The following is a 13,234-nucleotide window of genomic DNA, read 5'->3' as shown; positions in this document are numbered from 1 at the left end:
CCGGCCATACGCTCCGGATCGCCCCCAGCCGAGCACGAACCCACCACCGACCCGTCTTCAACCGACCGCGAACCCGCCGCAGACCCGCCACCGAGCGGCCCGTCGATCAACCGCGCCAGATCCACCCAGCCCGGCCCACCATCGGACCCACCCGGCCGGGCCGGCCGCGAGGAGTCGTCATCCGCATCCGGCGTCGCCTCCCCGAAACCCTCATCCGTCACTCCCGCCCCACATCCCGGTGACTCACCTGGACCTCCATCCCGCGGTCACGCAGGCGGGCGGCGACCTGTTCGGCCATGGCGACACTGCGGTGCTTGCCGCCCGTGCACCCCACCGCGAGCGTCGCGTAGCTCTTGCCCTCGCGCGCGTAACCGGCGGCGATCACCTGCAGGACCTCTTCGTAGGCGTCCAGGAACTCCTTGGCCCCCGGCTGGCCCAGCACGTAGTCGCGCACGGGCGCCTCCAGCCCGTTCATCGGCCGCAACTCGGGCACCCAGTGCGGGTTGGGCAGGAACCGGCAGTCGACCACGAGATCGGCGTCGACCGGCAGCCCGTACTTGAACCCGAAGGAGACCACGTTGAGCCGCAGCCCCGGCCGGTCCTCTCCGCCGAAGTACGCGACGATCTTGTTGCGCAGGTCGTGCACGTTGTGCGAGGACGTGTCGATCACCAGGTCGGCGTTGGCGCGGACCTCACGCAGGATCCCCCGCTCCCGGGCGATCCCGTCGACCAGGCGCCCCTCGCCCTGCAGGGGATGGGGTCGCCGGACGTTCTCGAACCTGCGCACCAGCTCCTCGTCGCTGGCCTCCAGGAACACCACCCGCACCCGTACGCCGCGCCCTTCGAGCTCCTCGATGGCCGCGTTCAGATCGGTGGTGAAGGCCAGGCTGCGCACGTCGACGACGGCCGCCACCTTGTCGGCGGCCAGCTTGACCTTGCCGGCCTCCTCCGCCATCGCGAACAGCAGACCGGGCGGCAGGTTGTCGATCACGAACCAGCCCAGGTCCTCGAGCGCTTTGGCCGCTGTGCTGCGCCCCGCCCCGGACATGCCGGTGACGATGACGAACGCCGGCTCGGTGCTCATCGCCCTGCTCCGTCCGCAGGACCGGCGTCGAAGATCTTCATGTCAAGCCTCTCCCAGACGACCGGCAACTCGTCCCCAGCCGGGGAACCCACCGGCACCCGCCATCCGCCGTCCCCTGCCCCCGGTCCGGCCGATGTCACCGGCCTCCGGAGCCACGCGGCCGGAGCCGCCGGCGAGCACCCGCGCACCCCACTGCCCTGAACAGCGCGAACACGCCGCGGACCACCTGCCCCGACCAGCGCACCACCCACGCCGTACATCGGCGCACCACCCACGCCGAACCGCACCGCGTCACTCACGCCGAACATCGGCGCACCATCCACGCCGAACGTCGGCGCACCACTCACGCGGAACGAACGTCCGGCACCATCGATCACATCACCCTGGCATCTTGGCGAGATCAAGGTGACTCTCCCTTCAGCGTCGACACGATGACCTCGGCGATGGACGGGCCGATGCCGGGAACCTCGCAGATTTCAGCGGCAGTGGCCTCACGTAGCTTCTTCACGGAGCCGAAGTGTTTGAGCAACGCCTGCCGGCGTGCCGGGCCGAGGCCGGGCACGCTGTCGAGCGCGCTCTCTTTCACCGTCTTGGACCTCTTGGATCGATGGTAGGTGATGGCGAACCTGTGCGCCTCGTCGCGCACCCGTTGCAGCAGGTAGAGACCTTCACTTGAACGAGGCATGATCACCGGCTGGTCATCGCCGGGCAGCCACACCTCTTCCAGCCGTTTGGCGAGGCCGCACACGGCCACGTCGTCGATGCCCAGCTCGTCGAGCGCCCGCTGAGCGGCCGCCGCCTGGGGCCCCGCACCGTCGACGACCACCAGGTTGGGCGGATAGGCGAACTTGCGCGGCCTGCCCGTCTCAGGATCGATGGGCCCGCGCCCGTCATCGTCCTCGGCGGCCAGCTCGCCGGTGGCCGAGCGTTCCTCGAGATAGCGGCGGAAGCGCCGGATGATGATCTCGTGAATCGAGGCGACGTCGCCCTCTTTGGTCTTGACCGCGAACCGCCGGTATTCGCTCTTGCGCGCCAGGCCGTCCTCGAACACCACCATGGAGGCCACGACGTTCTCGCCCTGCAGGTGGGAGACGTCGTAGCACTCGACGCGCAACGGCGCCTGGTCGAGGTCGAGCGCGTCGGCGATCTCCTGCAGCGCCTTGCTCCGCGTGGTCAGGTCGCTGGCACGGCGGATCTTGTGCTGAGCGAGGGACTCCTTGGCGTTGCGCTCGACGGTCTCCATCAGCGACTTCTTGTCACCGCGCTGCGGCACGCGCACGTCGACGCGGGCGCGGCGCTGCTCGGTCAGCAGCTCGGCGACCGCCTCGCTGTCGGGCGGCAGGACCGGCACGAGCACCTCACGGGGCATCGTCTCGGGGCTCGCCTCGGCGTACATCTGCAGCAGGAACTGCTCGACGAGCTCGCCCGGCGAGTTTTCCTCGACCTTGTCGACCACCCAGCCGCGCTGACCCCTGATGCGGCCGCCGCGCACGTAGAAGACCTGTACGGCGGCTTCGAGCGGATCCTCGGCCAGCGCGATCACGTCGGCGTCGGTGGCCTCTCCGAGCACGACCGCCTGCTTCTCCAGCGCCCGCTGGAGCGCCTGGATGTCGTCCCTGAGCCGGGCAGCGCGCTCGTATTCCTGCTCGCCGGCGGCGTCGCGCATGTCCTTCTCCAGCCGCCTGATGAAACGGCTGGTGTTGCCGGCCATGAAGTCGCAGAAGTCCTCGGCCAGCTCGCGGTGCTCCTCCGGGGTGACCCGGCCGACGCAGGGCGCCGAGCACTTGTCGATGTAGCCGAGCAGGCACGGCCGGCCGATCTGCCCGGCCCGCTTGAACACGCCCGCGCTGCACGTCCGCACCGGGAAGACCCGCAGCAGCAGGTCGACGGTCTCGCGGATCGCCCACGCGTGCGAGTAGGGGCCGAAATAACGGGTGCCCTTGCGCTTGGCCCCCCGCAGAACCTGCACGCGCGGGAAGTCGTCGCCCATGGTGACCGCGAGGTAGGGATAGGACTTGTCGTCGCGGTACTTCACGTTGAAGCGCGGGTCGAACTCCTTGATCCAGGAGTATTCGAGCTGCAGCGCCTCGACCTCGGTGCCGACGACGGTCCAGTCGACGTCGGCGGCGGCCTTGAGCATCGACTGGGTGCGCGGGTGGAGGGCGGTGAAGTCGGCGAAGTAGGAGTTGAGCCGCTGCCGCAGGCTCTTGGCCTTGCCGACGTAGATCACCCGGCCGTGCGCGTCCCTGAACCGGTAGACCCCTGGGGATTCGGGGATCGAACCCGGTTTGGGCCGGAAACTCAAGGTGCTGCCCGCTGATCTCGCCACGTTCAAAGAGTAGTAGCCCGCACCGACAAGGTGGCCCGCCGTACCATTTCGCCAGGTACGGCGGGCTCGACCACCAGGACGTCCCGCTGCGCGAGGCATCCCGACCGCTCCGCGACGCTCGCGGAACCGCCCGTCATTTCCGGAACCGTCCTGTCATTTCCGGGACCGTCTCATCACTCTCCGGTACCGTTCCCCGGCGCGCGCAGCCCTCCGGAACGATCCGCCGTCGGCTAGACGAGCGTGATCTGGTCGCCGTCGACCTTGATCTCCTGCGCCGGCAGCGGCTTCTCGGCCGGCCCGCCCGTGACCGCACCGTCGGCGATGCCGAACTTGCTCATGTGGCACGGGCAGACGATGGCGCCGTCCTCGACGCCCCCGACGACGCATCCCTTGTGCGTGCAGACCGCGCTGAACGCCTTGAACTCGCCCGCGGTGGGCTGCGTGACCACGATCTTCTGGTCCTTGAAGACCGCCCCGCCCCCGACCGGGATGTCGGCGGTCTTCGCCAGCGCCCCACCGGCTTGCGGCGCGCCGGCCTCAGGAGCGCCGGACGCGTTCGGATCGCTGCCGCCGGAGGTCTGTGCGGTGTCGGTGCCGCCGCCGCAAGCGCTGATGGCCAGCGCCAGGCCGCCCACCCCGACACCGGCGAACACGGCCCGACGGCTCTGAAGGTCATCTCCCATGCGACCCACCCAACCGCACGTAGGTGAGAAATTCATGAGACGCGGGCTAAGCCAGTCTGATCTTATCTCCGTCCACGGTGATCTTCTTCTCTGCGAGCGGCTCTCCGGCGGGTCCATTCGCCACCGAGCCGTCGTCTATCTTGAACTTGCTGCCGTGACACGGGCAGTTGATCGTTTGGTTGGAAACGGTGGCGACCGTACACCCAGCATGGGTGCAGACCGCCGTAAAAGCCTTGAATTCGCCGGCGACCGGCTGCGTGACCACGACCTTCTGATCCTTGAAGACCTTCCCACCCCCCTCGGGGATGTCGCTGGTGTCGGCCAGCGCCTTGGCCTTCGACCCCGATTTCTTCTTCGGCGCCGCGGACGACGACTCCTCCGCGGGCGGCTCGGCGCTCGCTTCCGTCGTCGGCGACCCGTAGCTCGCACACGCCGTCAGAACCGCTGCCAGCCCGGCGCTGCCCGCGCCGAGTACCACCGTACGGCGCGTCGTTTCCGTCATGGTGCGTTCCTCCCAGTTGGTTCTCTCTTCAGGTACGGCCAGCGCCCTCGCGCCGGTTCAGCGTGCCTGACCCCAATCCGGGTGACTACGCACATTTACCGCTTCGTTCAGACCACCACGATGCCGTCGCCCTCGACCTTGACCTTGAACGAGGCCAGCGGAGCCGTCGCGGGCCCCTTGGTGGCCGCGCCACTGTCGGCCGCGAACTCACTGCCGTGGCACGCGCACCTGATGACGTTCCCCTTGGGTGTGCTGACCGCGCAGCCCTTGTGCGTGCAGATCGCGCTGAACGCCTTGAAGACGCCCTGCACCGGCTGCGTCACCACGACCCGCAGGTCCTCGATCAGCTTGCCCCCGCCCACGGGCACGTCCGCCGTCTTGGCGATGACCTTGCCCTTGAGGCTCGGCTGGGCCTTGGCGTCGCCCGCGCCGCATCCCGTCAGCGCCAGCCCGCACGCCGCGACCCCGGCCGTCCCCAGCATCTCGCGCCGCCCGAACCCGTTTCCGGGCATGGCTGCGCCCCGCTCCGTAACCGTCATGTGTCGCCGACCCTCCGCGTACCCGCTGACCCCCTGCAGGTCAGGCCGTTACCCACCATCAACTTTATGGGCGGGACCCCTCGGTCCGGTGGGCGGGTGGCAGGCTCCCGGCCGGCGGGCGGCGAGCTCCCGGCCGGCGGGCGGCGAGCTCCCGGCCGGCGGGCGGCGAGCTCCCGGCCGGCGGGCGGCGAGCGTCCGATCGGCGGGTGGCGAGCGTCCGATCGGCGGATGGCAGACCCCCGGGTCAGCGGCGGGCCTCAGGCCGTGGCGACGCTTTCGACCGGAAACGCCCGCCCGCCGCCCCCGAACAGGTTCGTCCCCGCGCCACTCACACCCGGCGCGGGGACGAACCATCGAACGACGCCTCAGACCTCAAGGATCTTGCGCAGGAACCGCGCGGTATGACTCTCGTCCACCAGCGCGATCTCCTCAGGCGTACCGGCGGCGACCAGCGTCCCGCCACGCGACCCGCCCTCGGGCCCCATGTCGATGATCCAGTCGGCCGTCTTGATCACATCGAGGTTGTGCTCGATGACGATCACCGTGTTGCCCCCGTCGACCAGCCGCCCGAGCACCCCCAGCAGCCGCCGGATGTCCTCGAAGTGCAGCCCGGTCGTCGGCTCGTCGAGCACGTAGATCGTCCGCCCGGTCTGGCGCCGCTGCAGCTCGGAGGCGAGCTTGACCCGCTGCGCCTCACCACCGGACAACGTCGTGGCCGGCTGGCCGAGCCGCACGTAGCCCAACCCCACGTCGTTGAGCGTCTGCAGGTGCCGCTTGATCGCCGGAATGGCGTCGAAGAAGCCCAGCGCCTCCTCGATCGGCATGTCGAGAACCTCGGAGATCGTCTTGCCCTTGTAGTGGACCTCCAGCGTCTCCCGGTTGTAGCGGGCGCCGTGGCAGACCTCGCAGGGGACGTAGACGTCCGGCAGGAAGTTCATCTCGATCTTGATGGTGCCGTCGCCCGCGCACGACTCGCAGCGCCCGCCCTTGACGTTGAAGCTGAAGCGCCCCGGCATGTAGCCGCGCACCTTGGCCTCCGTCGTGGCGGCGAACAGCTTGCGCACATGGTCGAACACGCCGGTGTACGTGGCCGGGTTGGAGCGCGGCGTGCGCCCGATCGGCGACTGGTCGACGTGGACGACCTTGTCCACCTGATCCATGCCGTTGATCCGCGAGTGCCGCCCCGGCACCGTACGGGCTCCGTTGAGCTCCTTGGCCAGCGCGTTGTAGAGAATGTCGTTGACCAGCGTCGACTTCCCCGACCCCGACACACCGGTCACCGCCGTGAACACGCCCAGCGGGAAGTCGATGTCGACGCCCTGCAGGTTGTGCTCGCGCGCCCCCTTGACCGTGATCTGCCGCTTCTTGTCGCGCTTGCGGCGCTTGGCCGGGATGGCGATGCTTCTGCGCCCGGACAGGTACTGCCCGGTCATCGACTCCTCGCTGGCGAGGAGGTCCTGCACGGTCCCGGACACGACGACCTGACCGCCGTGCTCGCCCGCGCCCGGCCCGATGTCGACCACCCAGTCGGCCGCCGCGATCGTGTCCTCGTCGTGCTCGACCACGATCAGCGTGTTGCCCATGTCACGCAGCCTGATCAGCGTCTCCAGCAGCCGCATGTTGTCGCGCTGGTGCAGCCCGATGGACGGCTCGTCGAGCACGTAGAGCACGCCGACGAGGCCGGAGCCGATCTGCGTGGCCAGCCGGATCCGCTGGGCCTCGCCGCCGGCCAGCGTCGCCGCGGCGCGGTTCATGGTCAGGTAGTCGAGGCCGACGTCGAGGAGGAACCCCATGCGGGCGTTGATCTCCTTGACCACCTGCTCGGCGATCTGCATGTCACGGTCGGACAGCTTGAGCGCGGCCAGGAACTTCGCGCACTCGCCGATCGACATGCCCGACACTTCGGCGATCGACTTCCCGGCCACCGTCACCGCCAGGGTGACCGGCTTGAGCCTGGCCCCCTTGCAGGTGGGGCAGGGGATCTCGCGCATGTAGCCCTCGAACCGCTCGCGGCTGGAGTCGCTCTCCGCCTCGGCGTGCCGGCGCTGCACCCACGGGATGACGGCGTTGAAGGTCGTGTAGTAGGAGCGCTTCCTGCCGAACCGGTTGCTGTAGCTGACGTGCACCTGCTCGTCGTGGCCGTACAGCAGCGCCTTCTGCGCCTTCTTCGGCAGCTTCTCCCACGGCGTGTCGAGCGTGAACCCGATCGTGTGGCCGAGCGCCTCGATCAGCCTGACGAAGTAGTCGCTGGTGTGACCGCCGGACCACGGGTGGATCGCGCCGTCGCCGAGCGTCCGCTCCGGGTCGGGCACCACCAGCTCGGGGTCCACCTCCATCTTCGTGCCCAGGCCCGTGCAGTCGGGGCAGGCGCCGAAGGGCGAGTTGAACGAGAACGAGCGTGGCTCCAGCTCCTCGAACGACAGGTCGTCATAGGGGCAGTAGAGGTGCTCGGAGTAGAAGCGCTCCCGATTGGGGTCGTCCTCGGGCAGGTCGACGAACTCCAGCGTGATCGTGCCACCGGACAGTTGCAGCGCCGTCTCCACCGAGTCGGTGAGCCGGCGCCGCGCCGACTCCTTGACCGACAGGCGGTCGACGATGACCTCGATGTCGTGCTTCTCGTATTTCTTCAGCGTCGGCGGCTCCTCCAGCCGCACGATGGTGCCGTCAACCCTGGCCCGCGCGAAACCCTTGGTCTGCAGCTCGCGGAACAGCTCGCCGTATTCGCCCTTGCGGCCTCTGACGACGGGGGCGAGCACCTGGAAACGGGTGCCCTCCTCCAGGTCCATCACGCGGTCGACGATCTGCTGCGGCGACTGCCTGGCGATCGGGCGCGAGCACACCGGGCAGTGCGGCTTGCCGATGCGCGCCCACAGCAGGCGCAGGTAGTCGTAGACCTCGGTGATGGTGCCGACGGTCGAGCGAGGGTTCTTGCTGGTGGCCTTCTGGTCGATCGACACCGCGGGCGACAGGCCCTCGATGAAGTCGACGTCGGGTTTGTCCATCTGCCCGAGGAACTGGCGGGCGTACGCCGACAGCGACTCGACATAGCGCCGCTGGCCCTCAGCGAAGATCGTGTCGAAGGCCAGGCTCGACTTTCCCGAGCCGGACAGGCCGGTGAAGACGATCAGCGAGTCTCGCGGCAGGTCGAGCGAGACGTCCTTGAGGTTGTGCTCTCGTGCACCACGCACGATCAGGCGGTCTGCCACGGTGATCCCGGAAGTCGAAAGGCGGATAGGTCCACGGGGGATGGTAGACGGCGGCTCCGACAATTTCGGCGACCCGCTTCGCGGCTCCCGAAAAACCGTCCCTCACAGGTTACGGCCATCTCCCACCCAAGCAGGAGGCCTTTCACGGTCAACCCGTTGACCTGCAGTTTTATGCCCAAGCTCCCACCAAGCACCCTAAATGATGAAATATCGAGACATGACCGTCCTCACCGCGCTGCAGGGCGAGCTGGCCTCGGCCACCGACCGGCTGCTGGCCACGGCGGCGACCCTGTCCGACGCCGACGTCACCGGCCCTTCCCTCCTGCCAGGCTGGACGCGCGGCCACGTCCTCGCCCACGTGGCCAAGAACGCCGACTCCCACCTCAACCTCCTGACCTGGGCGAAGACCGGCATCAGAACCCCCCAGTACGCCTCCTTGCCGGCCAGGAGCGCGGAGATCGAGGCCACGGCCGCCCAGCCGGCCGCCCGCCACCTGGCCGGCCTCGCGGACAGCGCCGCCCGTCTGGCCACCGCCATCCGCGACCACCCCGTGGCGGCCTGGTCCGCATCGGTGCAGGGCATGCACCCGCCGCCCCATCCCGCCTGGTACATCCTGGTACGCCGCCTGCGCGAGATCGGCCTCCATCACGTGGACCTGGACACCGGGTACGGCCCCGCCGACTGGCCGCCGTCGTTCGTCCTGCGCGAACTCCACGACATCCGCACCTGCTGGCCACACCCGCACTGCACCGTCTCCGAGATCGTCCTCAAACACCCGCCGGACACCGCCCTCCCGCGCCCACGGGACGAGGCCCCGCCCTGGCACACGCCCGGCAGCACCACCGCCGGCCACACCCCGGGGGAAGACCTCACCAGGTGGCGTGACCTGGGCATCGGCCCGGCGGTGGAGGGTGCCCCGGCCGACATGCTGGCCTGGCTCACCGGCAGGTCGGGGGGCAAGGGCGTTAGTCTGGTGCCCGCGGGGCAGTCGTTCATGTCAGTCCCCGGGGGCACAGGGCTTCCAGAGCCGCCGCCGTGGCTGACGATGCCGGCCCCCGCTGATCTGCCCGCGACACCCCCAGAGGACTATCCATGACCTATACAGGTGACGTGCGGGTCGGCGGTCCCGCCGACGTGCGCGAGCTGCCCGCCCTCACGATCCGCAAGCTCGCCGTCGGCCCCTACGACAACAACGCCTACCTGCTGCGTTCCACGGAGACCGGCGAGGGCCTGCTCATCGACGCGGCCGCCGACTCCGACCGCCTGCTCGCGCTGATCGCCGACGAGCCGGTCCCGTGGATCGTCACGACACACCAGCACGGCGACCACTGGCAGGCGCTGGAGCAGGTGACCAAGGTCACAGGCGCCCAGGTGATCGCCCACCCCCTCGACGCGCCCGCCCTGCCGCTCCCGGTGGACCGCACGGTCGAGCACGGCGACACCGTCGAGATCGGCGGGGTCACCCTGGAGGTCATCCACCTGCGCGGGCACACGCCGGGCTCGATCGCCCTGCTGTACGACGGCGGTGCGGCGGGCCATCACCTGTTCACCGGCGACTCCCTGTTCCCCGGCGGCGTCGGCAACACGTGGAAGGACCCGGAGCGCTTCACGCAGCTCTACCACGACGTCGTGGAGCGTGTCTTCGACCGTCTCCCCGACGAGACGTGGATCTACCCGGGCCACGGCAAGGACACCACGCTGGGCGTCGAGCGCCCGGCCCTGCCCGAATGGAAGGCCCGCGGCTGGTAGAAGGCCAGGCGGGCGAGCGCGCCGGCGCGCCACCGCCAACCGCCCGTGCTCGCGGGCGGTCCGACCGCCTGTCCTCTTGGGCGGTCCAGCAGCCCGTTCTCGGGGCGGTCACCCGAACGCGGGCCCCGGGCGCGGACTCATCACCGCGCCGCCAGCACGTGCACGATCCGCTCGGCCGCTCGGGCGGGATCGTCGGCCTGCCCGACGAGCTCGCCCCACGACCACCGGTAGAACCACCCGTCGGAGAGCGGGACGCAGTCGATCGTCTCGGCCAGCAGCACCGTGTCGGGATCGTTGATGCGCAACGCGGGCGGGTAGGCCCTGAGGCTGGCCGTCAGCCCGCGCTGCTCAAGCTCCGTCGCCAGTTTGCCGAGATAGTACGTGCGCGTGTGCTCGCGCGGCGTGGCCGACATGGCTCCATCAAAGCCGAAGTAAGACGAAAAATCCTGTCAGTGATGGATGCGCTCGGCCTCGCGACGCTGCTCGCGCTTGTAGAACAACACCCGCAACGGAATCGCCGCCACGAGCGCGATCTGCATGGTCGCACCGATCTTGATCGGCAGATCGCCGCCTTCGGGCCAGGCGACCCAGAAGGTCAGGAACGCCACGTTCACCATGATCCAGGCGAGCACGACCGCGGCGAGCTGCCCCTTCGGCTTCGGGTACTCGATGCGGCTGACCATCAGCCACGCCACGCCGAGCACGGCCAGCAGCGCCCAGATGCTCGGCTGGAACAGCAGCACGATCGAGATCACCGTCATGGCGCCCATCGGAATGGGCAGACCCATGAAGTCACCGCTCGTCGTCTTGACGCAGGCGAACCTGGCCAGCCGGACGACCCCGGCCACCAGCACGGCCGCCGCCGCCGACACCACGGCCGGGAACGGCACCTGATCGGTGAACCCGCCCCAGATCACCACCATGAACGCGGGCGCGAACCCGAAGCTGATGACATCGGCCAGGTTGTCGAGCTCGGCGCCCATCGCGGAGGCGCGGAAACGCCGCGCGACGAGGCCGTCGAACAGGTCGCACGTCGCGCCGATGAGCAGCAGCACGATGGCGGTGGCGAAGTAGCTGGGCGCGGGTGTGAACCGGCCGCCGTCACCCTGGAGTTCCTGGATGGCGGAGTAGGCCAGGACGCACACCGCGAGAAAGCCGCAGACCGCGTTGCCCAGTGACAGGGAGTCCGCAGCCGACAGGCGGAAGGCCTTGCCGACGGGACCGCGGGGCTCTTCGTCCTCCGCCTGCCAGCCTCCGGCGTCAGCCGTGGTCAATTCTGGTCACCCCCGCAATCGTCTTCTCCCCCACGGAGACCGCGGGAGATATCCCTTCCGGAAGGTAGATGTCGACGCGCGACCCGAACCTGATGAGCCCGATGCGCTCGGTCTGCTCGACCTTGGCGCCGGCACTCAGGTATGGCACGATCCTGCGCGCCACCGCGCCTGCGATCTGCACCATCTCAACGTCGCCCAGCGCCGTCTCGAAATGCCACACCACGCGCTCGTTCTGGTCGCTGTCCTTGTTGAACGCCGGCAGGAACCCACCTGCCACATGCTGCACGGAGGTGACATTTCCCGCAAGAGGGGCACGGTTGACGTGCACGTTCAGCGGGCTCATGAAGATCGCGACCCGGATGCGGCCGTCCGGCCATGGGTCGATGCTCTGCACCACGCCGTCGGCGGGCGACAGGATCCGCCCCTCGCCCGGAGTGCGGTCGGGGTCGCGGAAGAACCAGAGCATTCCGCCGGTGAGCGCGCTCAGCGGCACGGCCGCGAGCGCCCATCGCCGGTCCCGGCGCGTCAGCAGCGTGGTGGCGGCCGCCGCGGCCACCGTCGGGAGAAGCCACGGGGAGACCCCGCGTGCGAGCCTGACGCGGCTCGACTTAGCAGAATCGTCTGACACGTACAACCTTTGATGGTGACTGGACTGGGCGCTTTGCCGTGATGTTACAGAACGAGTAACTATTACACGGCACAACTACACAAGCAAAGCGCCTCGAAGCCCTTTTCGCTAGACCTGCTCTGGATGCGTTTCCTCGCCCTTGCGCGCGTCGATGCGGGCTTTGATCAGGCTCGCCACGGTGGTGATGACCATGGTCGCGCCGATGACCGAGAGCGACACCCAGATGGGAATTTCGGGCGCCCAGGAGACCTCGCTGGCGTGCAACGCCTCCAATATCAGCTTAACCCCGATGAACCCGAGGATGAACGCCAAACCGTAGCTGATGTAGACGAGCCGCTGGAGCAGCCCCCCCAGCAGGAAGTAAAGCTGACGTAGCCCCATCAGGGCAAATGCGTTGGCGGTGAAGACGATGAAAGGGTCTTTGGTGAGCCCGAAGATGGCGGGAATCGAGTCGAGCGCGAACAGCAGGTCGGTGCTTCCGATCGCGACCATCACGATGAGCATGGGCGTCACCATGCGCCTGCCGTCGATCTTGACGGTGACCTTGGAGCCGACATACCCCTCGGTGGTGGGGAACGCCCTGCGCACCCACCTCAGCAGCACGTTCTCGCTGAACTCCTCCTCATCGCCCTTGAGGTGCTGGCGGACGAGGTTGACCGCCGTGTAGACGAGGAAGGCGCCGAACACGTAGAAGAGCCAGCTGAACCGCTCCAGCGCCGCGGCGCCGAGCGCGATGAACGCGCCGCGCATGACCAGCGCGAGCAGGATGCCGACGAGCAGCACCTTGTGCTGGTACGCCCGGGGCACCGCGAAGCGGCTCATGATGATGAAGAAGATGAAGAGGTTGTCGACGCTCAGGCTGTATTCGGTGATGTAGCCGGCGAAGAACTCACCCGCCTTGGCACCGCCCGCCGTCATCCACAACACCACGCCGAAGACCGCTGCCAGGGCGACGTAGAACGTCACCCAGTAACCGGCCTGCCGCATGGAGAACTCGCGGGCTTCACCGCGGTCGACGATCCACAAGTCAATGGCGAGCACAACAAGAAGACCACCGATTACGGCAATCCAGGCCCACACGGGTACGCCCACTCAAACCCTCCGGCATGCACGACTCAGTGCCGGAGGTCTCTCCCGCCCGCGCAAACCTGCGGACCGGCAGCCCCGGGGGCCCCGTGGAGCGGGGCTGCACCGTGATGACGAGGCTGTCGCGAAGGGATACTCCCCTCCCTAACCCACG

Annotated in this window: 12 protein-coding genes; 2 read left to right on the top strand and 10 right to left on the bottom strand. The window is 68.7% G+C overall.

The features are described from left to right. Positions 1 to 217 precede the first annotated feature (217 nt). The 6 genes from rapZ to uvrA form a co-directional block, all read right to left on the bottom strand. A complete protein-coding gene (rapZ, locus tag ACWD0F_RS11635) occupies positions 218 to 1,084 on the bottom strand; it encodes an RNase adapter RapZ (protein WP_449874346.1) in 867 nt (288 codons plus the stop codon). A 400-nt stretch (positions 1,085 to 1,484) separates the two neighbouring features. Next, complete coding sequence (uvrC, locus tag ACWD0F_RS11630; protein WP_449875010.1) at positions 1,485 to 3,389, bottom strand: excinuclease ABC subunit UvrC; 1,905 nt, start codon at positions 3,387 to 3,389, stop codon at positions 1,485 to 1,487. Positions 3,390 to 3,643: 254 nt separating this feature from the next. Beyond that, positions 3,644 to 4,096: a Rieske (2Fe-2S) protein gene (locus ACWD0F_RS11625; protein WP_449874344.1), complete on the bottom strand. Its 453-nt coding sequence runs from the start codon at positions 4,094 to 4,096 to the stop codon at positions 3,644 to 3,646. A gap of 46 nt (positions 4,097 to 4,142) precedes the next feature. Then, positions 4,143 to 4,598, bottom strand: a complete 456-nt coding sequence (locus ACWD0F_RS11620) for a Rieske (2Fe-2S) protein (RefSeq protein ID WP_449874343.1) — start codon at positions 4,596 to 4,598, stop codon at positions 4,143 to 4,145. Between the two features lie 107 nt (positions 4,599 to 4,705). Then, on the bottom strand, positions 4,706 to 5,110 hold the full coding sequence (locus ACWD0F_RS11615; protein ID WP_449874341.1) for a Rieske (2Fe-2S) protein: 405 nt from the start codon (positions 5,108 to 5,110) through the stop codon (positions 4,706 to 4,708). A 392-nt stretch (positions 5,111 to 5,502) separates the two neighbouring features. Continuing rightward, positions 5,503 to 8,343 (bottom strand): excinuclease ABC subunit UvrA, encoded by a 2,841-nt coding sequence (uvrA, locus tag ACWD0F_RS11610; RefSeq protein ID WP_449874339.1) that lies wholly within the window; start codon positions 8,341 to 8,343, stop codon positions 5,503 to 5,505. 217 nt (positions 8,344 to 8,560) lie between these two features. Between uvrA and ACWD0F_RS11605 the strand changes: the two genes are divergently transcribed. Then, positions 8,561 to 9,439, top strand: a complete 879-nt coding sequence (locus ACWD0F_RS11605; protein ID WP_449874337.1) for a maleylpyruvate isomerase family mycothiol-dependent enzyme — start codon at positions 8,561 to 8,563, stop codon at positions 9,437 to 9,439. After that, entirely contained in the window at positions 9,436 to 10,092 is a 657-nt protein-coding gene (locus ACWD0F_RS11600) for an MBL fold metallo-hydrolase (RefSeq protein WP_449874335.1), read from the top strand. Before ACWD0F_RS11605 ends, ACWD0F_RS11600 begins: the two co-directional genes overlap by 4 nt. Before the next feature lie 140 nt (positions 10,093 to 10,232). On the opposite strand, the gene ACWD0F_RS11595 is transcribed toward ACWD0F_RS11600, so the two are convergent. The 4 genes from ACWD0F_RS11595 to ACWD0F_RS11580 all read right to left on the bottom strand — a co-directional run bounded on the left by ACWD0F_RS11595 (position 10,233) and on the right by ACWD0F_RS11580 (position 13,086). Continuing rightward, entirely contained in the window at positions 10,233 to 10,505 is a 273-nt protein-coding gene (locus tag ACWD0F_RS11595; protein WP_449874333.1) for a hypothetical protein, read from the bottom strand. 36 nt (positions 10,506 to 10,541) lie between these two features. Then, positions 10,542 to 11,366 (bottom strand): CDP-diacylglycerol--serine O-phosphatidyltransferase, encoded by an 825-nt coding sequence (pssA, locus tag ACWD0F_RS11590; protein WP_449874331.1) that lies wholly within the window; start codon positions 11,364 to 11,366, stop codon positions 10,542 to 10,544. Beyond that, on the bottom strand, positions 11,353 to 11,994 hold the full coding sequence (locus tag ACWD0F_RS11585) for a phosphatidylserine decarboxylase (protein ID WP_449874329.1): 642 nt from the start codon (positions 11,992 to 11,994) through the stop codon (positions 11,353 to 11,355). The genes pssA and ACWD0F_RS11585 overlap by 14 nt, the downstream gene beginning before the upstream one ends. Before the next feature lie 108 nt (positions 11,995 to 12,102). Next, positions 12,103 to 13,086: a TerC family protein gene (locus tag ACWD0F_RS11580; protein WP_449874327.1), complete on the bottom strand. Its 984-nt coding sequence runs from the start codon at positions 13,084 to 13,086 to the stop codon at positions 12,103 to 12,105. Positions 13,087 to 13,234: the final 148 nt, after the last annotated feature.

The organism is Nonomuraea sp. NPDC002799 (assembly GCF_053592075.1).
Note: the sequence above shows the minus strand (reverse complement) of the source record. Positions and strands in the feature narration are given on the sequence as shown.